The 22,630-nt window shown below is 52.3% G+C and carries 30 protein-coding genes; 15 read left to right on the forward strand and 15 right to left on the reverse strand.

Going from position 1 to position 22,630, the window contains the following annotated elements; translation table 11 throughout:
• Positions 1-77 precede the first annotated feature (77 nt).
• Positions 78-707 carry a 23S rRNA (uridine(2552)-2'-O)-methyltransferase RlmE gene (rlmE, locus tag OGX86_RS21830; protein WP_003025015.1) on the reverse strand — a complete coding sequence of 210 codons (630 nt, stop codon included), beginning with the start codon at positions 705-707 and terminating at the stop codon, positions 78-80.
• 125 nt (positions 708-832) lie between these two features.
• Between rlmE and yhbY the strand changes: the two genes are divergently transcribed.
• A complete protein-coding gene (gene yhbY, locus OGX86_RS21835; protein ID WP_003025016.1) occupies positions 833-1,126 on the forward strand; it encodes a ribosome assembly RNA-binding protein YhbY in 294 nt (97 codons plus the stop codon).
• 153 nt (positions 1,127-1,279) lie between these two features.
• On the opposite strand, the gene greA is transcribed toward yhbY, so the two are convergent.
• Complete coding sequence (gene greA / locus OGX86_RS21840; protein ID WP_003025019.1) at positions 1,280-1,756, reverse strand: transcription elongation factor GreA; 477 nt, start codon at positions 1,754-1,756, stop codon at positions 1,280-1,282.
• Between the two features lie 248 nt (positions 1,757-2,004).
• Here greA and dacB point away from each other — a divergent pair, with 248 nt between their 5' ends.
• Positions 2,005-3,438, forward strand: coding sequence for a serine-type D-Ala-D-Ala carboxypeptidase (gene dacB, locus OGX86_RS21845; protein WP_032945109.1), 1,434 nt, complete (start codon positions 2,005-2,007; stop codon positions 3,436-3,438).
• A gap of 105 nt (positions 3,439-3,543) precedes the next feature.
• On the opposite strand, the gene cgtA is transcribed toward dacB, so the two are convergent.
• The 4 genes from cgtA to rplU form a co-directional block, all read right to left on the reverse strand.
• Positions 3,544-4,716, reverse strand: coding sequence for an Obg family GTPase CgtA (gene cgtA / locus OGX86_RS21850; RefSeq protein WP_003828732.1), 1,173 nt, complete (start codon positions 4,714-4,716; stop codon positions 3,544-3,546).
• Between the two features lie 15 nt (positions 4,717-4,731).
• The gene (locus tag OGX86_RS21855) at positions 4,732-5,697 is read right to left on the reverse strand and encodes a DMT family transporter (RefSeq protein WP_008785922.1); all 966 of its coding nucleotides are present in this window, start codon (positions 5,695-5,697) and stop codon (positions 4,732-4,734) included.
• A gap of 127 nt (positions 5,698-5,824) precedes the next feature.
• Positions 5,825-6,082, reverse strand: coding sequence for a 50S ribosomal protein L27 (rpmA, locus tag OGX86_RS21860; RefSeq protein WP_003025030.1), 258 nt, complete (start codon positions 6,080-6,082; stop codon positions 5,825-5,827).
• Positions 6,083-6,101: 19 nt separating this feature from the next.
• Positions 6,102-6,413, reverse strand: coding sequence for a 50S ribosomal protein L21 (rplU, locus tag OGX86_RS21865; protein ID WP_003025032.1), 312 nt, complete (start codon positions 6,411-6,413; stop codon positions 6,102-6,104).
• Positions 6,414-6,671: 258 nt separating this feature from the next.
• On the opposite strand from rplU, the gene ispB reads away from it, so the two are divergent.
• Together ispB and sfsB are read left to right on the forward strand one after the other, a co-directional pair.
• Positions 6,672-7,643, forward strand: coding sequence for an octaprenyl diphosphate synthase (ispB, locus tag OGX86_RS21870; protein WP_003839953.1), 972 nt, complete (start codon positions 6,672-6,674; stop codon positions 7,641-7,643).
• Positions 7,644-7,863: 220 nt separating this feature from the next.
• Complete coding sequence (sfsB, locus tag OGX86_RS21875) at positions 7,864-8,148, forward strand: DNA-binding transcriptional regulator SfsB (RefSeq protein ID WP_003025035.1); 285 nt, start codon at positions 7,864-7,866, stop codon at positions 8,146-8,148.
• Positions 8,149-8,204: 56 nt separating this feature from the next.
• Here sfsB and murA read toward each other — a convergent pair whose 3' ends face one another.
• From murA to mlaF, 7 genes are all read right to left on the reverse strand, one after another.
• On the reverse strand, positions 8,205-9,464 hold the full coding sequence (gene murA / locus OGX86_RS21880; RefSeq protein ID WP_003839949.1) for a UDP-N-acetylglucosamine 1-carboxyvinyltransferase: 1,260 nt from the start codon (positions 9,462-9,464) through the stop codon (positions 8,205-8,207).
• 53 nt (positions 9,465-9,517) lie between these two features.
• Positions 9,518-9,772 (reverse strand): BolA family iron metabolism protein IbaG, encoded by a 255-nt coding sequence (gene ibaG, locus OGX86_RS21885; RefSeq protein WP_003025040.1) that lies wholly within the window; start codon positions 9,770-9,772, stop codon positions 9,518-9,520.
• Positions 9,773-9,941: 169 nt separating this feature from the next.
• On the reverse strand, positions 9,942-10,235 hold the full coding sequence (gene mlaB / locus OGX86_RS21890; RefSeq protein WP_003025045.1) for a lipid asymmetry maintenance protein MlaB: 294 nt from the start codon (positions 10,233-10,235) through the stop codon (positions 9,942-9,944).
• Complete coding sequence (gene mlaC, locus OGX86_RS21895; RefSeq protein ID WP_008785928.1) at positions 10,235-10,870, reverse strand: phospholipid-binding protein MlaC; 636 nt, start codon at positions 10,868-10,870, stop codon at positions 10,235-10,237. Before mlaC ends, mlaB begins: the two co-directional genes overlap by 1 nt.
• An 18-nt stretch (positions 10,871-10,888) precedes the next feature.
• A complete protein-coding gene (mlaD, locus tag OGX86_RS21900; protein ID WP_003828747.1) occupies positions 10,889-11,446 on the reverse strand; it encodes an outer membrane lipid asymmetry maintenance protein MlaD in 558 nt (185 codons plus the stop codon).
• Positions 11,447-11,450: 4 nt separating this feature from the next.
• Positions 11,451-12,233, reverse strand: a complete 783-nt coding sequence (mlaE, locus tag OGX86_RS21905) for a lipid asymmetry maintenance ABC transporter permease subunit MlaE (RefSeq protein WP_003025053.1) — start codon at positions 12,231-12,233, stop codon at positions 11,451-11,453.
• Between the two features lie 7 nt (positions 12,234-12,240).
• On the reverse strand, positions 12,241-13,053 hold the full coding sequence (gene mlaF, locus OGX86_RS21910; protein ID WP_003828749.1) for a phospholipid ABC transporter ATP-binding protein MlaF: 813 nt from the start codon (positions 13,051-13,053) through the stop codon (positions 12,241-12,243).
• A gap of 215 nt (positions 13,054-13,268) precedes the next feature.
• On the opposite strand from mlaF, the gene OGX86_RS21915 reads away from it, so the two are divergent.
• The 11 genes from OGX86_RS21915 to npr all read left to right on the forward strand — a co-directional run bounded on the left by OGX86_RS21915 (position 13,269) and on the right by npr (position 21,188).
• Complete coding sequence (locus OGX86_RS21915; protein ID WP_048215460.1) at positions 13,269-14,246, forward strand: calcium/sodium antiporter; 978 nt, start codon at positions 13,269-13,271, stop codon at positions 14,244-14,246.
• A gap of 13 nt (positions 14,247-14,259) precedes the next feature.
• Positions 14,260-15,246: an arabinose-5-phosphate isomerase KdsD gene (gene kdsD, locus OGX86_RS21920; RefSeq protein WP_003025063.1), complete on the forward strand. Its 987-nt coding sequence runs from the start codon at positions 14,260-14,262 to the stop codon at positions 15,244-15,246.
• Between the two features lie 20 nt (positions 15,247-15,266).
• Positions 15,267-15,833 carry a 3-deoxy-manno-octulosonate-8-phosphatase KdsC gene (gene kdsC / locus OGX86_RS21925; RefSeq protein WP_079938264.1) on the forward strand — a complete coding sequence of 189 codons (567 nt, stop codon included), beginning with the start codon at positions 15,267-15,269 and terminating at the stop codon, positions 15,831-15,833.
• Complete coding sequence (gene lptC, locus OGX86_RS21930) at positions 15,830-16,405, forward strand: LPS export ABC transporter periplasmic protein LptC (protein WP_003828757.1); 576 nt, start codon at positions 15,830-15,832, stop codon at positions 16,403-16,405. The genes kdsC and lptC overlap by 4 nt, the downstream gene beginning before the upstream one ends.
• Positions 16,374-16,922: a lipopolysaccharide ABC transporter substrate-binding protein LptA gene (gene lptA, locus OGX86_RS21935; RefSeq protein WP_042311295.1), complete on the forward strand. Its 549-nt coding sequence runs from the start codon at positions 16,374-16,376 to the stop codon at positions 16,920-16,922. The genes lptC and lptA overlap by 32 nt, the downstream gene beginning before the upstream one ends.
• Positions 16,923-16,928: 6 nt before the next feature.
• Positions 16,929-17,654, forward strand: a complete 726-nt coding sequence (gene lptB, locus OGX86_RS21940; RefSeq protein ID WP_003828761.1) for an LPS export ABC transporter ATP-binding protein — start codon at positions 16,929-16,931, stop codon at positions 17,652-17,654.
• 46 nt (positions 17,655-17,700) lie between these two features.
• Positions 17,701-19,134, forward strand: coding sequence for an RNA polymerase factor sigma-54 (gene rpoN / locus OGX86_RS21945; RefSeq protein WP_032945120.1), 1,434 nt, complete (start codon positions 17,701-17,703; stop codon positions 19,132-19,134).
• Between the two features lie 22 nt (positions 19,135-19,156).
• Positions 19,157-19,444: a ribosome hibernation promoting factor gene (gene hpf / locus OGX86_RS21950; protein ID WP_003025078.1), complete on the forward strand. Its 288-nt coding sequence runs from the start codon at positions 19,157-19,159 to the stop codon at positions 19,442-19,444.
• 83 nt (positions 19,445-19,527) lie between these two features.
• Positions 19,528-20,019 (forward strand): PTS IIA-like nitrogen regulatory protein PtsN, encoded by a 492-nt coding sequence (ptsN, locus tag OGX86_RS21955; RefSeq protein ID WP_032945121.1) that lies wholly within the window; start codon positions 19,528-19,530, stop codon positions 20,017-20,019.
• A 45-nt stretch (positions 20,020-20,064) separates the two neighbouring features.
• Positions 20,065-20,919 carry an RNase adapter RapZ gene (rapZ, locus tag OGX86_RS21960; protein ID WP_003025085.1) on the forward strand — a complete coding sequence of 285 codons (855 nt, stop codon included), beginning with the start codon at positions 20,065-20,067 and terminating at the stop codon, positions 20,917-20,919.
• Positions 20,916-21,188 (forward strand): PTS phosphocarrier protein NPr, encoded by a 273-nt coding sequence (gene npr / locus OGX86_RS21965; RefSeq protein WP_003828770.1) that lies wholly within the window; start codon positions 20,916-20,918, stop codon positions 21,186-21,188. The genes rapZ and npr overlap by 4 nt, the downstream gene beginning before the upstream one ends.
• A gap of 66 nt (positions 21,189-21,254) precedes the next feature.
• On the opposite strand, the gene mtgA is transcribed toward npr, so the two are convergent.
• Together mtgA and elbB are read right to left on the reverse strand one after the other, a co-directional pair.
• Positions 21,255-21,974: a monofunctional biosynthetic peptidoglycan transglycosylase gene (mtgA, locus tag OGX86_RS21970; RefSeq protein ID WP_048215457.1), complete on the reverse strand. Its 720-nt coding sequence runs from the start codon at positions 21,972-21,974 to the stop codon at positions 21,255-21,257.
• On the reverse strand, positions 21,971-22,624 hold the full coding sequence (gene elbB / locus OGX86_RS21975) for an isoprenoid biosynthesis glyoxalase ElbB (protein WP_003828774.1): 654 nt from the start codon (positions 22,622-22,624) through the stop codon (positions 21,971-21,973). The genes mtgA and elbB overlap by 4 nt, the downstream gene beginning before the upstream one ends.
• Between the last annotated feature and the right edge of the window lie 6 nt (positions 22,625-22,630).

Consider the following 22,630-nt stretch of genomic DNA (forward strand, 5'->3'; position numbering starts at 1 on the left):
TATTACAACTGTGTTAAAAACAGCGTCAGGATACTCTATATCCAGTTTCTTTCAAACTTTCGTTTGAAATCTGCCGGTTATGGTTTACGCCCGGTCGCTACAATATACACTTCACGCGAACGGGCGCGAGAAGAGTCCGGCTTACGAACTTTGACCTTCGTAAACAGGGAGCGAATCTCTCTTAGATACTCATCGAAGCCTTCGCCCTGGAACACCTTCACTACAAAACTACCACCTGGCGCTAATACATCACGGGCCATTCCAAGCGCCAGCTCTACCAGATACATGGCCCGGGGAATATCCACCGCCGGTGTTCCACACATATTTGGCGCCATATCAGACATGACAACTTGTACTTTACTGTCACCTACGCGTTCAAGTAACGCTTTCAGGACTAATTCATCACGAAAGTCGCCCTGAAGGAAGTCCACACCAACGATTGGATCCATAGGTAAAAGATCGCAAGCGATAATGCGGCCGGTGTTGCCGATCTGCGTAACTGCATATTGCGACCAGCCACCGGGTGCAGCACCGAGATCAACTATCGTCATCCCCGGTTTAAAAATTTTGTCACTTTGCTGTATTTCATCAAGTTTAAACCAGGCACGGGAACGTAACCCCTTTTTCTGCGCCTGTTGAACATATTTATCGCTAAAGTGTTCCTGAAGCCAGCGACTCGAGCTGGCAGAACGCTTTTTACCTGTCATTTCACATTCCCAAAGGGCAGTTCATCGTAACCAATGGTGTAAATTTCTACACAGCTATTTGGTGATATATGGGAGATGGCGGTAGAATGACCCGTTTTCAATCCCAACGTAAGCAAAAATATACGATGAATCTGAGTACTAAACAAAAACAGCACCTGAAAGGTCTGGCACATCCGCTCAAGCCTGTAGTTATGCTTGGCAATAATGGTTTGACCGAAGGGGTACTGGCCGAGATTGAACAAGCGTTAGAGCACCATGAACTTATCAAGGTGAAAATCGCCTCGGAAGATCGCGATACTAAAACCTTGATCGTGGAAGCTATCGTACGCGAAACCGGCGCCTGCAATGTACAGGTCATCGGCAAAACGCTGGTACTGTATCGCCCGACTAAAGAACGTAAAATCTCGCTGCCACGCTAAGAATATCCCAAAGTTGCACACGAAGTTTGTGTAAAACGCGGGGTTTTCCGCTAGCAGGAGAGCAAAATGCCACGCTCTCTTCGTTGATAAAAGGCCGCTATGCGGCCTTTTTCCTTTCTTTACAATGTATCAACATCTTAACCAAGATGCGAATTATAGGTATTCTACCTTCGTCACTTCATATTCCACTTCGCCGCCCGGCGTTTTGATAACTACGACGTCATCCTGCTCTTTACCGATCAGGCCACGAGCGATAGGCGAGTTCACTGAAATCAGGTTCTGTTTAAAATCGGCTTCATCATCGCCGACAATACGCCAGGTCTGCTCTTCATCGTTATCGAGATTCAGAACGGTAACCGTCGCACCGAAAACAACGCGGCCATTGTTCGGCATTTTAGTAACGTCGATTACCTGCGCGTTGGACAGTTTAGCTTCGATATCTTTAATACGTCCTTCGCAGAAACCCTGCTGTTCGCGTGCCGCGTGATACTCCGCGTTCTCTTTCAGGTCACCGTGCTCACGCGCTTCAGCGATAGCGGCAATAATTTCAGGACGGCGCACAGATTTCAGAAAATCCAGCTCTTCGCGCAGTTTTTCAGCACCACGTAAGGTCATCGGGATAGCTTGCATTTGTTATACCTCTTGAACATTCCTGTAGGGGGTAGTTGCTCTCACCCCGGCTGCTAAGCCCACCCTGGCGTGTGTCATGCCAGAGTCAGAAGCAAAAAAATACCGACCCGGGGCTCAAGGTCCCAGGTCAGCTACAATTCTCTATTTGATGATCATTTTACCCTGGAGTTCCTTATGGGTCATCGTTTACTTTTTGGGGCGTTGCGCCGTAGTATGACGGCCTGTTTCCAGGTTGTTAGCGCGAGATTATGCGATTTTCCAGATTTACCATCGGATTGACTGCCAGTATAGCGTTCAGCGTTCAGGCTGCGAACGTCGACGAGTATATCAATCAGCTCCCTGCCGGGGCCAACCTCGCCCTTATGGTACAGAAGGTTGGCGCACCTGCACCCGCTATTGATTTTCATAGCCAGCAGATGGCGCTGCCCGCCAGTACCCAGAAAGTAATCACCGCGCTGGCGGCATTGATTCAGCTCGGGCCTGACTTTCGTTTTACCACCACGCTCGAGACCAAAGGCAGCGTGGAAGGCGGCGTATTGAAAGGTGACTTAGTGGCACGATTTGGTGCCGATCCTACGTTAAAACGCCAGGATATTCGCAATATGGTGGCAACCCTGAAAAAATCAGGTGTGACGCAAATTGCCGGGAATGTCCTGATCGACACCTCTATTTTTGCCAGTCATGATAAAGCGCCCGGCTGGCCCTGGAACGACATGACGCAGTGTTTTAGCGCACCGCCCGCAGCGGCTATTGTCGATAGAAACTGTTTCTCTGTTTCACTCTACAGCGCGCAAAAACCCAACGATCTCGCCTTTATTCGCGTGGCATCTTATTACCCGGTCACCATGTTCAGTCAGGTGCGAACTCTCGCCCGAGGCTCTGCGGAAGCGCAATATTGTGAACTGGATGTGGTTCCCGGTGATCTCAACCGCTATACGCTGACTGGATGCCTGCCACAACGTGCCGATCCGCTGCCGCTGGCGTTCGCCATTCAGGACGGTGCCAGCTATGCCGGGGCAATTATCAAAGATGAGCTAAAACAAGCAGGTATCACCTACAGCGGTACACTGCTGCGCCAGACGTTGGTCAACGAACCAGGAACGGTGGTCGCCAGTAAGCAGTCGGCACCGCTGCACGACCTGCTTAAGATTATGCTGAAAAAATCGGACAACATGATTGCCGATACCGTTTTCCGTATGATTGGTCATGCCCGATTTAACGTGCCGGGCACCTGGCGGGCGGGTTCTGACGCCGTGCGCCAGATTTTGCGTCAGCAGGCAGGCGTCGATATCGGCAACACTATTATTGCCGACGGTTCTGGCCTCTCCCGCCATAACCTGATTGCCCCAGCGACCATGATGCAGGTGCTGCAATATATCGCTCAACACGATAACGAGCTGAACTTTATCACTATGCTGCCGCTGGCGGGCCACGACGGCTCTCTGCAATACCGTGCGGGTCTGCATCAGGCTGGTGTGGATGGCAAAGTATCGGCGAAGACAGGCTCGCTGCAGGGGGTTTATAACCTCGCAGGTTTCATCACCACGGCAAGCGGCCAACGCATGGCATTCGTGCAGTATTTATCTGGTTATGCGGTAGAGCCAGCTGACCAGCGTAATCGCCGTATTCCGTTGGTGCGCTTCGAGAGCCGGTTGTACAAGGATATTTATCAGAACAACTAAATGGGTAATTTGATTGCCGGCTGGCGGCATTAACGTGCCTTATCCGGCCTACAGTGAGACCTGGAAACAAAAACCCCGGCAACATGGCCGGGGTTTTTAATGCGATTAACGCTTGTAGATGAACTCAACGCCTTCTTCGTCGTCTTCGTCCCAATCGTCATCCCAGTCATCTTCCGCTTCGTCTTCGACTTCAGCGAGCTGCTGGCGGTGATAATCATCCCACATGAACTCAACTTTCTCTGGCTGTTTCGCTTCTTCAGCCTGAACAATCGGGTTCTCGATGATAAAGGTCATCACATCCCAGCAGAGATCTTTCACGCCCAGTTGGCTGGCGGCAGAGATCAGGTAATATTTACCTTCCCAACCCAACGCTTCGGCGATAGCTTTCGCTTTCTCTTCCGCTTCAGCCTTGTCCATCAAATCAATTTTGTTGAACACTAACCAGCGCGGTTTAGATGCCAGATCCTGACTGTATTTTTCCAGTTCGCCAATAATGATACGTGCGTTTTCAACTGGATCAGAGCCATCAATCGGATCGATATCGATGAGGTGAAGCAGTACACGGCAACGTTCCAGGTGTTTCAGGAAGCGGATGCCCAGGCCTGCGCCTTCAGCCGCGCCTTCAATCAGTCCCGGAATGTCGGCAACCACGAAGCTCTTTTCGTTGTCCATACGCACCACGCCCAGGCTCGGCACCAGGGTGGTAAACGGATAATCAGCGACTTTCGGCTTCGCCGCGGACACCGCACGGATAAACGTCGATTTCCCAGCGTTTGGCATGCCCAGCATACCCACGTCCGCCAGCAGCATCAGCTCCAGCATCAGATCGCGCTTATCACCCGGCGTACCCATTGTTTTCTGACGCGGAGTACGGTTAACCGAGGATTTAAAACGGGTGTTGCCCAGACCGTGCCAGCCACCTTTAGCGACCATCAGACGCTGACCGTGTTTGGTCATGTCGCCCATGGTTTCGCCCGTGCCCTGATCGATAACACGCGTACCAACAGGTACTTTAATGGTAACGTCTTTGCCACGCTTACCGGTGCAATCACGGCTCGCGCCATTCTGACCACGTTCCGCACGGAATGATTTTTCAAAACGGTAATCGATCAGCGTGTTCAGGTTTTCGTCGGCTTCCAGCCAAACGTCACCACCGTCACCACCATCACCACCGTCCGGACCGCCTTTTGGGATGTACTTTTCGCGGCGGAAGCTGACGCAACCATTACCGCCATCACCTGCAACGACCAGAATCGATGCTTCATCAACAAACTTCATTTTACTCTCCGTAAATCATTCGCCTGAGCGGGGTTGCGAAACCACCGTTTCATGCTTACGTAAACCGCCCCAAATTCGATGACCAATGGCGGAATACATCGCGCCCGCAACCACGATAAACGCACCGAGATAACCTAATAGGTTTAGCATCGGTCTGGCGAAGAAATCGGGCCAGGCCAGTGATAATAAATCTGAAAATAACAACGTAAACAGCGGTGTGAGCGTGATAAGAGCGCTCACCTGCGCCGCCTGCCAACGCGCCATTGCTTCCGCGAGAGCGCCATATCCTACCAGCGTATTCAGGCCGCAGAATATCAGGCATGCCAGCTGCCAGTCGCTGAGCTGCGTGATGACACCGGGTTTAGCCAGCGGCAACAACGCGATCGTACATAAAGTGTACAGTAAAAACAGGATCTGCGGTGATGCCAGGCGGCGCAATAACACCTTTTGCGCGACCCCATAGCTCACCCAGACCATCGCCGCACCGACACCAAAGATAACGCCCCAGGTGTAATCGGTGAGTCGGGTAAAAATTTCGATCAGACTGGTATTAAAAAACAGGACCAGGCCGCTCAGAAGCATAATGGCGCCAATCACCTGCGTGCCGCGCATCTTTTCTTTCAGGATAAAGACGCTGGCGATCATCATACCAACCGGTGACAGCTGACCGATAACCTGCGAAGCCGTTGGGCTCAAATACTGCAAGGATGAACTAAACAGAATGAAGTTACCGAACAGCCCACCGGTTGCGATAGCCAGCAACACCAGCCAACGCGCTTTGCGAAAAATACGCAACGGAGGGAGCTTTTTTTTAACCGCAAGAATAGCGCCAAGGCCAACGCTTGCCATTAAAAAACGGTAGAACACCACGGTAGGAGGCTCCATCACCTCCAGCACTTGCTTCATTGCTATTGGCAAAGCGCCCCAACATACCGCCGTTGTGAGTGCTAACAGAATACCAATGCCTGCCTGCTGCTTCATGCCGTATTCCCTGCAAGGGCTCGTTTCCGGGTTGTCACGGCGCGACGAGCGTATTTACCGGCCGTCGAATGTAAAAAGCCCCGCAACGTGTTGCGGGGCTTTTATCCGTTACCGGGACGCGAAAAACTTATTCAGCAACGATGCTGATGAATTTACGGTTTTTCGGGCCTTTCACTTCAAATTTCACTTTACCGTCTGCTTTAGCAAACAGAGTGTGGTCTTTGCCGCAACCAACGTTGGAGCCAGCGTGGAATTTAGTACCACGTTGACGAACGATGATGCTACCAGCCAGAACTGTTTCACCGCCGAAGCGTTTTACGCCCAGACGTTTAGCTTCTGAATCGCGACCGTTACGAGTCGAGCCGCCAGCCTTTTTATGTGCCATTTAATCTGCTCCCCTTAACTTAAGCGCTGATGCCAGTGATTTTCACATCAGTGAACCACTGACGATGGCCCTGCTGCTTACGGTAGTGTTTACGACGACGAAACTTAACAATTTTAACTTTCTCGCCACGACCGTGAGCAACGACTTCAGCTTTGATAACGCCGCCATCAACGAAAGGAACGCCGATTTTGACTTCTTCACCGTTTGCGATCATCAGAACTTCTGCGAATTCAACAGATTCGCCAGTTGCGATGTCCAGCTTTTCCAGGCGAACGGTCTGACCTTCGCTTACTCGGTGTTGTTTACCACCACTTTGGAAAACCGCGTACATAAAAAACTCCGCTTCCGCGCACACCTTTTTGATGATTCAGAGTGCGCTATAAATATTCACAATAGGGCGCGAATATTACGCAAAACGCGAGCCTTTGACAAGTGCTACCGTCAATACATGAAGAAAAAAAACACAACACGTACGGTAACGTTTATCTACGGCGTTTTTTCAGTACAATCAGCATATATTTATAACCCTAAACCCGACGTTACCTTCCCACACAGTAAGGTAATCGGGGCGAGAAGCCCGGCTTTTGCGATGAATTTAGAAAAAATCAATGAGTTAACCGCGCAAGATATGGCGGGGGTCAATGCGACAATCCTTGAACAGCTCAATTCCGACGTTCAGTTGATCAATCAACTGGGGTACTACATCGTTAGCGGCGGCGGAAAACGCATTCGCCCAATGATCGCCGTCCTCGCCGCGCGGGCAGTTGGTTACCAGGAAAATGCGCACGTTACGATTGCGGCCCTCATCGAGTTTATCCACACAGCGACCCTGCTGCACGACGATGTTGTGGATGAGTCAGACATGCGCCGTGGGAAAGCTACGGCAAATGCGGCGTTTGGTAATGCGGCCAGCGTGCTGGTTGGCGATTTTATCTATACCCGTGCATTTCAGATGATGACCAGCCTTGGCTCGTTGAAAGTGCTGGAAGTCATGTCGAAAGCAGTCAACGTCATTGCCGAAGGTGAAGTCTTGCAGTTGATGAACGTCAACGACCCGGACATCACCGAAGAAAACTATATGCGCGTCATCTACAGTAAGACCGCGCGTTTGTTTGAAGCGGCAGCCCAATGTTCAGGTATTCTGGCTGGCTGTAGCGAAGAACAAGAAAAAGGGTTGCAGGATTATGGCCGTTATCTCGGTACCGCTTTCCAGTTAATTGACGATTTGCTGGATTACAGCGCAGATGGCGAGCAGCTGGGTAAAAACGTCGGTGATGACCTCAACGAGGGTAAACCAACGCTGCCACTGTTGCATGCCATGCGCCACGGCACCCCAGAACAAGCGCTAATGATTCGCCAGGCCATTGAGCAAGGTAATGGTCGTCACCTTCTGGAGCCGGTTCTGGAAGCGATGAACGCCTGTGGTTCTCTGGAATGGACCCGTCAGCGGGCAGAAGAAGAGGCTGATAAAGCCATCGCTGCGCTTCAGGTGCTGCCCGATACGCCGTGGAGAGAAGCGCTGATTGGTCTGGCACATATCGCCGTGCAGCGCGACCGTTAATTCCCTACAGCATCTTCCCTCATCCCGTGCCCTGCACGGGATTTTCTTATAAGTTCCAGTAATCATTTCCCCCTTCCAGATAATCACGCAGAACCTTGGCATATTCTGAATATACACACACTTTACATGAACATTTTAGAATATTCGTTCTTCGGGCGTTATAGTGTCGGCACAACCGATCGTGAAACCGTAAGCCGTTAACCAAAGGAGAGATGAATTGATGGAAAGCAAGCTGATTGACTGGCATCCGGCCGACATCATCGCCGGACTGCGCAAGAAAGGGACCTCAATGGCCGCTGAATCACGTAAAAATGGATTGAGTTCATCAACGCTGGCCAATGCGTTAACGAGACCATGGCCAAAAGGTGAGTTGATTATCGCCCGGGCACTGGGAACTGACCCCTGGGTGATTTGGCCGTCACGCTATCACGATGCCAAAACGCATGAGTTCATCGACAGAACGCGGATGATGAGGAGTCGCAGAGAGAAAAAGAATCCGGAATGAACATTGAGCTGTAACCCCCGGCCAACTGAACTGGGGGTTACAAGAGACGTTGACGATTACTCGCCTTTCACGCGCTCAATGTTTGCGCCCAGCGCACGCAGTTTATCTTCGATGCGCTCATAGCCGCGATCGATGTGATAAATACGGTCGACTACCGTCGTACCTTCAGCAATACACCCTGCCAGCACCAGGCTTGCAGATGCGCGCAGATCGGTCGCCATAACCTGTGCGCCAGAGAGCGTTTCCACGCCGTGGCAAATCACGGTATTGCTTTCGATTTCTGCGTGAGCGCCCATACGGCTCAGCTCAGGCACGTGCATAAAGCGGTTCTCAAACACGGTTTCCGTGATGAAGCCGGTCCCTTCTGCCACCAGGTTCAGCAATGTAAACTGGGCCTGCATGTCTGTAGGGAACGCCGGATGCGGTGCAGTACGCACATTGACCGCTTTCGGACGTTTACCGTGCATATCAAGGCTGATCCAATCATCACCCACTTCAATATCCGCACCCGCATCACGCAGCTTCGCCAGAACGGCATCCAGCGTGTCCGGCTGTGCATTACGGCAGATAATTTTGCCGCGAGAAATTGCCGCCGCCACCAGGAAGGTACCGGTTTCGATACGATCTGGCAGAACGCGATAAACACCACCGCCAAGACGCTCAACGCCTTCGATGGTAATACGATCGGTGCCCTGACCCGTGATCTTCGCGCCCAGCGCAATCAGGAAGTTCGCGGTATCCACAATCTCCGGCTCGCGCGCAGCGTTTTCGATGATGGTGGTGCCTTCGGCAAGCGTTGCTGCGCACATGATGGTGACCGTCGCGCCGACGCTCACTTTGTCCATGACGATATGCGCGCCTTTCAGACGGCCATCAACGGACGCCTTCACATAGCCTTCTTCCAGCTTAATAGTCGCGCCTAACTGCTCCAGGCCGGTAATGTGCAGGTCAACCGGACGCGCGCCAATGGTACAGCCACCCGGCAGTGAAACCTGGCCCTGACCAAAGCGGGCAACCAGCGGCCCGAGCGCCCAAATGGATGCACGCATGGTTTTCACCAAATCGTACGGCGCACAGAAGACGTTCACATCACGCGCATCGATGTGCACAGAACCATTACGCTCAACTTTCGCACCCAGCTGGCTCAGCAGCTTCATTGATGTGTCAACGTCCTTCAGTTTCGGGACGTTTTGGATCTCTACAGGTTCTTCAGCCAGCAGCGCCGCAAACAGGATCGGCAGTGCGGCGTTTTTAGCGCCTGAAATTGTGACTTCGCCCTGGAGCTTAGTTGGCCCCTGAACCCGAAATTTATCCATTATTCTGTTCTCTGTTAAGAATTTATCTTCGCTACCGGCACATCACCCGTAGCTCAAAAACCGTTAAGTTTGCGATCGCGCGCCCATTCCGCTGGGGTAAACGCCTTAATCGACACGGCATGAATGCGGTTGTCCGCAATGTACTCCATCAACGGGCCATAGACCGATTGCTGCTTCTTGACCCGGCTCATGCCTTCAAACATCTCACCCACGGCAATAACCTGAAAGTGACTGCCGTCGCCAGAAACGTGGACTTCCTGGAGGGAGAGTGCATTCATCAGCACGCTCTGAATTTCATTATTTTCCATGGGCTCTTCATTCGTCAGATAGTGAAAACAGCCCAACATCTTAGAGCAAAGTGGCGCTGTCATAAATAAGCAAAAAGCCTCGCTGATAAATCAGACAAGGCTTTAGTGGCAGATCCCCCTCAGGGGTTTTGCCGGATAGCGGCACAAGACCTTATCCGGCCTGGAAAAATTAACGCGGAAGGACGTCGTCAGGCAGATTGTAAAGCTGCGCCAGCGTGTACACTTTATCGTTAACACCAGTGAGCGAAACGCTGTTTCCCTGCTGCTTGCCCTGATTAATCAGATGCAACAGTAACGCCAGACCGCCGGTATCTACCCGGGATACCTGGTTCAGGTCGATGCAGGATACCCCTTTCATCGCCTCAATTCGCGCATCCCATAATGGGTTTAACACGTCCTGATCCAGCTCCCCCACCAGCACCAGCTTGTCGCCTTCACGCGTCCAGGTGAGTGACTGCGTCATTATTTTTTCTCTTCCAGCGTGATTTTCTGCTGAGCAATAGATTTCAGCTGCGCCGTCAGGCCATCAATACCTTTGGTACGCAGCAGGTCGCTCCACTCATTTTGTTTGGTGGTGATCATACTTACGCCTTCAGCAATCATGTCATAAGCCTGCCAGTTACCGGTCTGGGAGTTTTTACGCCACTGGAAATCCAAACGTACCGGAGGACGACCGTTTGGATCGATGATGGTTACGCGGATAGGCACGATGGTCGCATCACCCAGCGGTTGCTCTGGTGCAATTTCATAAGTCTGGCCATGGTACATCGCCAGAGCCTGGCCGTAGGCCTGCTTCAGATATTCACGAAATGCGGCAAAATAGGCTTCACGCTGAGCAGGGGTCGCATCTTTGTAGTAGCGACCCAGTACCAGCGCACCCGCATATTTAACCTGCACGTATGGCAACAGTTCCTGATCGACAACCTGGCGCAGGTAATCCGGGTTTGCGCGGATTTTAGGTTGTTCATTCTTCAGACGGTCAAATGTCTTCTGCGCCGCCTCATTCATCTGTTTGTACGGGTTCGTTTGGTCGGCTGCAGTTGCTGCGCTAAGCGGGGCAATCACCAGCATAGCCACCATCATCAATCGTTTAAACATACGTTGATTCTCCTGAGATTATTTCGTTGCGCCCGCAGGCGTAGTGGCTTCATTATTGCCGTCAGTTGCGGCTGGCGCATCGCCAGAATTCTTATTGTCATCACCTTTACTGTTGCTGTTGTAAAGGAACTGACCAATCATATCTTCCAGCACCATCGCGGATTTCGTGTCCTGAATCGTACCGCCATCTTTGAGGATAGACGTTCCCAGCTCAGGATCTTCAAAACCCACATTCAATGCCAGATACTGTTCGCCCAGCAGACCGGAAGTACGGATGCTCAGAGAACTGGTGTCAGGAATATGGTTAAAACGCGATTCGATTTCCAGCGTCACGCGCGGCAGGTACGTTTTCGGATCTAACGAGATGTCCGATACGCGTCCAACTACCACCCCGCCAATCCGCACCGGAGAACGCTCTCTCAGGCCGCCGATATTATCAAAGGTCGCATAAATCGTGTAAGTCGGCTCAGTACGCATTGAGGTAACGTTCGCCGCCTTCAGGCAAACAAACAGCGCTGCCAGCAGCGCAACCAGCAGGAATAACCCGACCCAAATTTCATTTTTTTTCGTTTGCATGAACTCAATTCCCAAACATCAGTGCGGTCAGCACAAAATCCAGCCCCAGAACGGCAAGAGAGGCGTGCACAACGGTGCGTGTCGTTGCCCGGCTAATCCCGGCAGAGGTCGGGATCGCATCATAACCATTGAACAATGCAATCCAGGTGACCGTAATGGCGAACACCACGCTCTTAATCAGACAGTTAACCAGGTCCAGACGCCAGTCGACGGCATTTTGCATAGCCGACCAGAAGAAGCCTGCATCAATACCCTTCCAGCTTACGCCAACCAGTGAACCACCCCAGATACCCACTGCGACAAAAATAATCGTCAGCAGCGGCAATGAAATGACGCCAGCCCAAAAACGTGGGGAAATCACCCGGCGCAGTGGATCGACGGCCATCATCTCCAGACTGGAAAGCTGTTCGGTCGCCCGCATCAGGCCAATTTCTGCGGTTAAGGCCGACCCGGCCCGCCCGGCAAACAGCAGCGCCGCAACAACCGGTCCCAACTCACGTAACAATGACAGTGCCACCAGCATACCGAGGCTGGTTTCCGCGCTGTAGGTGGTCAGCACCAGGTATCCCTGCAACCCCAGCACCATACCGATGAACACGCCAGAAACAATAATGATCAGCATCGATAAGACACCGACATTATAGAGCTGGCGTATCAGCAGCGGCGCATGTTTGCGAAACTCCGGCTTGCCGACAACCGCATTGAACAACATTAATCCGGCTCGCCCGAACGTCCTGAGGGTTTTTATTCCCCGATGTCCGAGTGATGCCAGCGCATTTAACAACATGGGTGGCTTAACTCCCTGTTTTGAGTAAATCGATGTGGTAGTCGCCCGCCGGGTAACGGAACGGAACCGGTCCATCGGCAATGCCGTCAAGGAACTGGCGTACGCGCGGATCGGCATTTTCTTGTAGTGCCTGAGCACTACCGTAGGCCACTATTTTTTTGTCCGCCATTATATAGGCGTAATCCGCAATACTCAGTACCTCAGGCACATCATGGGATACCACCACACAGGTGACGCCCAGCGCGCTGTTCAGTTCTGAAATCAGCTTCACCAGAACGCCCATGGTGATGGGATCCTGGCCGACGAACGGCTCATCAAACATGATGAGGTCTGGCTCCAGCGCGATAGCACGTGCTAACGCGGCGCGACGCGCCATCCCACCGGATAATTCAGAAGGCATTAATTTGGCCGCACCCCGCAGGCCGACGGCCTCGAGCTTCATCATCACCGTGCTCTTCAGCAACGGCGCTGGCAACGTCGTATGCTCGCGCAGAGGGTACGCGACGTTGTCAAACACATTCATGTCGGTAAATAGCGCACCAGACTGAAACAGCATACTCATGCGCTTACGCACGGTAAATAAACGCGAACGGGACATGGCCGGGACGTTCTCACCGTCAAACAGGATCTCGCCCTTATCCGGGGGGATCTGTCCGCCAATCAGACGCAACAGCGTCGTTTTGCCGATGCCTGATGGCCCCATGATCGCCGTCACCTTACCGCGCGGTACCGTCAGGGAAATATTATCAAAGATGCAGCGGTCACCCCGGGAAAAGCTGACATCGCGCATATCGACTAGATTCGCCACAGACTGCCCCATTGATTCATCCTTTACTATTGCTTCGTTGATCGAAGAGTTTGGCGCTCAATTTAGCCATGAACTCAACATATTTACAGATTATTGCCTGTCCTGGTTAGCGAAAGCTGGCATTTGTTTTACTTTTTAGCCGCATAAAGTCAAAATTAAGACTTCGTTACGGCTTCCAGAAGATCCTTCAAGTGGACCGGCGAGTATACCTGAAGAAAGGACTTTAGATGCTTTTAGCGACGGCGCTGTTAATAATTGGTTTACTTCTGGTGGTCTACGGTGCCGACCGTCTGGTATTTGCCGCATCCATTTTATGTCGAAATTTCGGTATTCCTCCCATTATCATCGGAATGACCGTGGTCAGCATGGGTACGTCGTTACCCGAGATCATTGTCTCCGTTGCCGCATCGATGAATGGGCAACTCGATCTGGCTGTCGGGACCGCCATAGGTTCTAACATCACCAACATTCTGCTTATTTTAGGCCTGTCGGCGCTGATTCATCCTTTTACCGTGCATTCTGATGTTCTGCGTCGTGAATTACCGCTAATGTTGCTGGTAAGTATTTTAGCTGCATCCGTCCTGTATGACGGGCAGTTAAGCCGCAGCGACGGTTTCTTTCTTCTGCTTCTGGCCGTGCTATGGCTGCTATTCATTGTTAAAATCGCCCGTCTGGCCGAGCGACAAGGCAATGACAGCCTGACGCGTGAGCAGATAGCTGAGCTGCCGCGCGAAGGCGGATTACCGGTCGCATTTTTGTGGTTGGGCATTGCGCTGATTATCATGCCAATGGCAACACGTATGGTGGTGGATAACGCTACCGTACTGGCGAACTATTTCGCCATGAGCGAACTTACTATCGGGCTGACAGTGGTCGCCATTGGTACCAGCCTGCCGGAGCTGGCAACAGCGATTGCGGGTCTGCGTAAAGGTGAAAACGATATTGCCGTCGGTAACATTATCGGCGCAAACATTTTTAATATCGCTATCGTCCTCGGGCTACCGGCGTTGATTACGCCAGGTGAAGTCAATCCAATGGCCTTCACCCGTGACTATAGCGTCATGCTGCTGGTGAGCGTGATTTTTGCACTACTCTGCTGGCGACGTCCGCGCCAGATTGGTCGCGGCGCAGGTGCGCTGCTGACCGGCGGTTTTATCATATGGCTGGCGATGCTGTATTGGTTATCGCCACTTCTCGTTGGATAACTGGAAACGCATTATGTCGCACTTAGAGTTGCAACCGGGTTTTGACTTTCAGCAAGCAGGCAAGGAAGTCCTGGCAATTGAACGTGAAGGCCTGGCGGAGCTTGATCAGTACATCAACCAAAATTTTACCCTCGCATGCGAGAAAATATTCAGCTGCCCGGGCAAAGTGGTGGTGATGGGAATGGGGAAATCCGGCCATATCGGGCGGAAAATGGCAGCCACATTTGCCAGCACCGGCACCCCCTCATTTTTTGTACACCCAGGCGAAGCCGCACATGGCGATCTGGGTATGGTCTCGCCGCAGGATGTGGTCATCGCCATCTCTAACTCCGGTGAATCCAATGAGATAGCGGCGCTGATCCCGGTATTAAAACGTCTTCATGTACCGCTTATTTGCATGACCGGTCGTCCTGAAAGCAGTATGGCGCGTGCGGCAGATGTGCATCTGTGTGTTAAAGTGCCCAAAGAAGCTTGTCCGTTAGGCCTGGCGCCGACCAGCAGTACGACAGCAACACTGGTGATGGGCGATGCCCTAGCGGTGGCATTATTAAAAGCGCGCGGCTTTACCGCGGAAGATTTTGCGTTGTCTCATCCCGGTGGCGCACTGGGCCGTAAGCTTTTACTGCGCGTTAACGATATTATGCATACGGGCGACGAGATCCCGCATGTGACCAAAAACGCCAGCCTGCGTGACGCCTTAATTGAGATCACGCGTAAAAATCTCGGCATGACCGTCATTTGCGATGATGCCATGAAGATTGACGGTATTTTCACCGATGGCGATTTACGTCGTGTCTTCGATATGGGCGTTGATGTACGCCAGTTAGGCATTGCCGATGTGATGACCCCTGGAGGCATTCGCGTGCGTCCGGGTATTCTTGCCGTCGATGCCCTGAACTTAATGCAGTCCCGCCATATCACCTCGGTAATGGTTGCTGATGGCGACCAGTTACTCGGTGTGTTACATATGCATGATCTGCTGCGTGCAGGTGTAGTGTAAGAAACTCAAGGATAACGAAAATGAGTAAAGCAGGTGCGTCGCTTGCGACCTGTTATGGACCCGTCAGCGCAGACGTTATCACCCGGGCAGAAAACATCCGTTTGCTGATCCTGGATGTGGATGGCGTACTGTCTGATGGTCTGATTTATATGGGCAACAACGGTGAAGAGCTGAAGGCTTTTAACGTCCGTGATGGTTACGGAATTCGCTGTGCGCTCACTTCCGGTATTGAGGTTGCCATTATTACCGGACGAAAGGCTAAACTTGTAGAAGATCGCTGTGCCACTTTGGGGATCACCCACCTGTATCAGGGGCAGTCAGACAAACTGGTTGCCTTTGGCGATCTCCTTAGCAAACTGGCGATCGCGCCGGAGAATGTCGCCTACGTTGGCGATGACCTGATCGACTGGCCGGTGATGGCTAAAGTAGGATTGAGCGTCGCGGTGGCAGATGCCCACCCTTTGCTGATCCCGCGAGCCGATTATGTCACCCGCATTGATGGTGGACGTGGCGCTGTGCGTGAAGTCTGCGATTTATTACTCCTGGCGCAGGGCAAACTGGACGAGGCCAAAGGGCAATCGATATGAGCAAAACCAGACGTTGGGTTATCATTCTACTGTCGCTGGCTGTCCTTGTGATGATTGGTATTAATCTGGCAGACAAAGATGACACCGCTCAGGTCGTCGTCAATAACAACGAGCCAACCTATAAGAGCGAACATACTGATACCGTCGTGTATAGTCCGGAAGGCGCGCTGAGCTATCACTTGATCGCACAACACGTTGAATATTATTCGGAACAAGCGGTTTCGTGGTTTACTCAACCGGTATTAACCACGTTTGATAAGGATAAAGTACCGACCTGGACGATCAAGGCCGATAAAGCCAAATTGACCAACGATCGGATGCTGTATCTGTACGGCCATGTTGAGGTTAACGCCCTGGTGCCTGACTCTCAACTACGCAGAATTACGACCGATAACGCGCAGATTAACCTGGTGACACAAGACGTCACTTCCGATGATCTGGTGACGTTGTATGGCACAACATTTAACTCCAGCGGACTGAAGATGCGCGGCAACTTACGCAGCAAGAACGCCGAGCTGATTGAAAAGGTTAGAACCTCATATGAAATCCAAAACAAACAAACTCAGCCTTAATCTTGTGCTTGCCAGCTCACTTCTGGCCGCCAGCATTCCGGCATTTGCCGTCACCGGCGATACCGAGCAGCCGATTCACATTGAATCGGACCAGCAGTCCCTGGATATGCAGGGCAACGTGGTGACGTTTACTGGCAACGTGATTGTGACTCAGGGCACTATCAAAATTAACGCCGATAAAGTCGTCGTGACCCGCCCGGGCGGTGAAGACGGTAAAGAAGTGATTGATGGTTACGGTGATCCGGCCACGTTTTACCAGATGCAGGACAACGGTAAGCCAGTGAAAGGCCGCGCCTCACACATGCACTATGAACTGGCGAAAGACTTCGTCGTTCTCACCGGTAAGGCTTACCTGGAACAGCTTGATAGCAACATCACAGGCGATAAGATCACCTATCTGGTAAAAGAGCAGAAAATGCAGGCCTTCAGCGATAAAGGCAAACGCGTCACCACCGTTCTGGTTCCGTCGCAGTTGCAGGACAAAAACAAGGCTCCGGCAGAGAAAAAAGGTAACTGATTCGTTATGGCAACATTAACTGCAAAGAACCTTGCAAAAGCCTATAAAGGCCGTCGTGTGGTTGAAGATGTCAGTCTGACCGTCAACTCAGGGGAGATCGTCGGTCTGCTCGGTCCTAACGGTGCAGGCAAGACAACAACCTTTTACATGGTAGTCGGCATTGTCCCGCGCGATGCGGGTAACATTATCATTGATGACGAAGACATCAGTCTGCTGCCTCTGCATGCGCGCGCGCGTCGCGGCATCGGCTACTTACCGCAGGAAGCATCGATTTTCCGTCGCCTGAGCGTGTTTGATAACCTGATGGCGGTACTGCAAATTCGTGACGATCTGACCAGCGAGCAGCGGGAAGATCGGGCCAACGAGCTGATGGAAGAATTCCACATCGAACACCTGCGCGACAGCTTAGGCCAGTCGCTCTCCGGTGGTGAACGACGCCGCGTGGAGATCGCCCGCGCACTGGCCGCTAATCCGAAATTTATCCTGCTGGATGAACCGTTTGCCGGTGTTGACCCGATTTCCGTTATTGATATCAAACGGATCATCGAACACCTGCGCGACAGCGGCCTTGGCGTGCTGATTACCGACCATAACGTCCGCGAAACGCTGGCAGTGTGTGAGCGCGCCTATATCGTAAGTCAGGGGCACCTGATCGCGCACGGCACGCCAACAGAAATACTGCAGGATGAGCACGTTAAGCGCGTATACCTTGGGGAAGACTTCAGACTCTGATAGGGTAGAAGACTTCACGTCACTGCAGGAGAAAACAACTCTGAACATGAAGCAAGGTTTGCAACTCAGGCTTAGCCAACAACTGGCGATGACGCCTCAGCTACAACAGGCTATCCGTCTGTTGCAGCTGTCCACGCTGGAACTTCAGCAAGAACTTCAGCAAGCGCTGGAAAGTAACCCACTGCTCGAGCAAACCGATCTTCACGACGAAATTGATACCCAGGAAAAACAGGACAGCGAAACCCTCGACACCGCAGATGCACTCGAACAAAAAGAGATGCCTGAGGAGTTACCGCTTGACGCCAGTTGGGATGAAATATACACCGCCGGGACGCCTTCGGGCACCAGCGGGGATTACATCGACGACGAACTGCCTGTGTATCAGGGTGAGACCACGCAATCACTACAGGATTACCTGATGTGGCAAGTGGAACTGACCCCGTTCTCGGATACCGATCGCGCCATTGCGACATCCATTGTGGATGCGGTAGACGAAACCGGTTATCTCACCGTGACCCTGGACGATATTCTCGAAAGCATGGGCGATGACGACGTCGGTATGGACGAAATCGAAGCCGTGCTTAAACGCGTTCAGCGCTTTGATCCCGTTGGCGTGGCCGCCAAAGATCTCCGTGACTGCTTACTGATCCAACTTTCGCAGTTTGATAAAGCCACGCCGTGGCTGGAAGAAGCGCGTCTGATCATCAGCGATCACCTCGATCTGTTAGCCAACCATGACTTCCGCACCCTGATGCGCGTGACCCGGCTGAAAGAAGACGTGCTGAAAGAAGCCGTCAACCTCATCCAGTCGCTTGATCCCCGCCCAGGGCAATCGATCCAGACCGGCGAGCCGGAGTACGTCATTCCGGATGTGCTGGTGCGTAAGCATAACGATCGCTGGGTGGTCGAACTCAACGGCGACAGCATTCCGCGCTTACAGATTAACCAGCACTACGCCGCCATGTGCAATAGCGCGCGCAACGATGCCGACAGCCAGTTTATTCGTAGCAATCTGCAAGATGCGAAGTGGCTGATTAAAAGCCTGGAAAGCCGCAATGATACGTTGCTGCGCGTCAGCCGCTGCATCGTTGAGCAGCAGCAAGCTTTCTTTGAGCAAGGCGAAGAGTTTATGAAACCGATGGTACTGGCGGATATCGCCCAGGCCGTCGAGATGCACGAATCGACCATTTCCCGTGTGACCACGCAAAAGTATCTGCACAGTCCGCGCGGCATTTTTGAATTGAAGTATTTCTTTTCCAGTCACGTTAACACTGAAGGCGGAGGTGAAGCCTCATCCACAGCTATCCGTGCGCTGGTGAAGAAATTAATTGCTGCGGAAAACCCCGCGAAACCGCTGAGTGACAGCAAGTTAACCTCTATGCTGTCAGAACAGGGTATCATGGTGGCACGCCGCACCGTTGCGAAGTACCGAGAGTCTTTATCCATTCCGCCGTCTAACCAGCGCAAACAGCTGGTGTGACCCAACCGATAAGGAAGACACTATGCAGCTCAACATCACTGGAAACAACGTCGAAATCACCGAAGCCCTGCGCGATTTTGTGAATACAAAATTTGCCAAGCTCGAACAATATTTCGACCGGATTAATCAGGTCTATATTGTGTTGAAAGTGGAGAAGGTTACACATATCTCGGATGCAACACTGCATGTGAACGGTGGCGAAATTCATGCCAGCGCGGAAGGTCAGGATATGTACGCCGCCATTGACGGTTTAATTGATAAACTGGCTCGGCAGTTAACAAAACATAAAGATAAACTGAAACAGCACTAACTTGTCCGGGCAGTTAGCGGGTGCAGGACGGCCTGTTGTGTAGCACAACGGGCCATTTGTACAGTTAGCGCTTAGGTGAAATTATGACAAATAACGATACGACTCTACAACTGAGCACTGTTCTTAACCAGGAATGTACACGCGCAGGCGTTCACTGCCAAAGCAAGAAGCGCGCACTGGAAATCATCAGCGAACTTGCGGCAAAACAGCTTAGCTTGCCTGCTCAGGTGGTATTTGAAGCCATTCTGACGCGTGAAAAAATGGGCAGTACCGGCATCGGTAATGGTATTGCTATCCCGCACGGAAAGCTGGAAGAAGACACGATGCGCGCGGTTGGTGTGTTTGTTCAACTCGAAACACCCATCGCCTTCGACGCCATTGATAATCAACCTGTCGATCTGCTTTTCGCCCTGCTGGTCCCGGCAGACCAAACCAAGACGCATTTGCATACGTTGTCACTGGTCGCAAAACGTCTGGCAGATAAAACCATCTGTCGTCGTCTGCGCGCCGCGCAGAGTGACCAGGAGTTGTATCAAATCATCACGGACACCGAAGGTGGACAGGATGAAGCATAACAACCCAATGGCATCCTTTTTTGTCGTTGTGAGGAGAAACAGTACATGGTACTGATGATCGTCAGCGGCCGTTCAGGGTCAGGTAAATCTGTCGCCCTGCGTGCGCTGGAAGATATGGGTTTTTACTGCGTGGATAACCTTCCCGTAGTGCTGTTGCCCGATCTGGCTCGTACACTGGCCGATCGCCAGATTTCTGCGGCCGTCAGCATTGATGTGCGCAACATGCCTGAGTCCCCGGAAATTTTCGAGCAGGCAATGAATAATCTGCCCGAGGGTTTCTCACCACAGCTGCTGTTCCTTGATGCAGACCGTAACACGTTGATTCGTCGCTACAGCGACACGCGCCGTTTACACCCGCTCTCCAGCAAGAACTTGTCTCTGGAAAGCGCTATCGATAAGGAAAGCGATTTGCTGGAGCCTCTACGCTCTCGCGCTGACCTGATCGTTGATACCTCCGAAATGTCCGTACACGAACTGGCAGAAATGTTACGTACCCGACTGCTGGGTAAACGTGAACGTGAATTGACGATGGTATTCGAATCCTTTGGTTTCAAACACGGTATCCCGATTGATGCGGATTACGTCTTTGACGTGCGCTTCCTGCCTAACCCACACTGGGATCCGAAGCTGCGCCCAATGACCGGTCTTGACCGCCCTGTCGCCGCATTCCTCGACAGGCACACAGAAGTACACAATTTTATCTACCAGACTCGCAGCTATCTTGAGCTATGGTTACCCATGCTGGAGACCAACAACCGTAGCTACCTTACCGTAGCCATCGGCTGTACCGGCGGGAAACACCGTTCGGTGTATATTGCAGAGCAGCTGGCAGACTACTTCCGCTCACGCGGTAAAAACGTGCAGTCACGCCATCGTACGCTGGAAAAACGTAAATCATGACCGTGAAGCAAACCGTTGAAATCACCAATAAGCTGGGCATGCATGCCCGCCCAGCGATGAAACTGTTTGAATTGATGCAGGGTTTCGAAGCAGAAGTTTTGCTGCGTAATGATGAAGGAACGGAAGCCGAGGCCAACAGCGTTATCGCTCTGCTGATGCTGGATTCAGCCAAAGGGCGTCAGATAGAAGTCGAAGCCACGGGACCACAGGAAGTAGAAGCCCTGGCCGCAGTGATTGCCCTGTTTAATTCAGGGTTTGATGAAGATTAATCGAGTACACAGAACGTAGCCAGTAGGCCGGATAAGGCGTTTACGCCGCATCCGGCAATAACTACGCTAATACAGATTATTTTCCCGCATAAACGACTCACCACCTAACTGGCGCATTTGGCGCATAATCCAGGCCTGGCGGTTACGCACATAACCAGAAGGCGCATTCGCCTTAAAACGCAAAGGATTGGGCAATACTGCCGCCAGCAAGGCCGCTTCAGACAGGCTCAACCGACTGGCCGGTTTATGAAAATACCGTTGCGCCGCCGCCTCCACGCCAAATATCCCATCGCCAAACTCGGCGATATTCAAATAGACGGTCAGAATACGTTTCTTACTCCAGACGGTTTCCATACCCAGCGTTAGCCCGGCTTCGAGACCTTTACGCACCCAGCTACGTCCATCCCACAAAAAGAGGTTTTTCGCCGTCTGTTGCGATAACGTTGACGCCCCGCGAATGCGGTTTTCATTGCGTTCATTGTGCGCCAGCGCTTTCTCTATGGCGGTGACGTCAAACCCCCAGTGGTCTGGAAACTTCTGGTCCTCTGCAGCAATCACCGCCAGTCCCATCCACGGTGAGATCTCATCCATGCTCACCCAGTCCGAGTGCGCCACATAGCCGAAATCACCGGACAGCCATGCGCCCAGCTGTCGCTCGACCATTACCGCCGAGAAAGGCACAGGCATCACGCTGAAAAGTGCGATGCCCCCGCCCCAGAATACGGCGAGGACAACCACCACCCGCAGAAAAATACGTCGCAGAAAGGCGGTTACTCCTTTTCTCATTCAGTTAGCACCAGCACACGCGATACCAGTTTATCGATGCCACTCGCAGCCTGAGCGATGTCCTGCGCCAGCATATAGGCAGGCGTGGTGACGATTTTGTTGTCTTCATCGACGACAATGTCATCAACCGGACAAGGCACATGCTCAGCGCCCATCTCTTCCAGCACCTCTGCCGTGTCGATATCAGTGCCGATGGTCAGACGCAGCGGGAAGTCAAAAATTTTTGGTAACATGGCAGGCGCAATGCACATAAACCCCAACGGCTTACCCGCCTGATGCATGGCCACCGCCAGCGCGGCTAAATCGCTGTCAACCCGGCATTCGCTGCCCTGACTGGCAAAATTGCTCAGATTTTTGGCCGCACCAAACCCACCCGGCACGATCAACGCATCCAGTTCCGATGAGACTGCCTGCGCAAGTGGGCGAATATCGCCACGTGTGATACGCGCGGCTTCAATCAGCACATTGCGAGTTTCCAGCATCGGCTCGCCGGTCAGATGATTAATCACATCCGCTTGTTGTTTATCTGGTGCGAAACAGACAGCCTGAGCGCCGTTGCGGGCAATGGCCAGAAGCGTGAGAACAGTTTCATGGATCTCTGCACCGTCATACACGCCGCATCCGCTGAGCACTACACCCACTTTTTTCATCGCAAT

This window comes from Citrobacter sp. Cpo040 (assembly GCF_030332915.1).
GTDB classification, from domain to species: domain Bacteria; phylum Pseudomonadota; class Gammaproteobacteria; order Enterobacterales; family Enterobacteriaceae; genus Citrobacter; species Citrobacter portucalensis.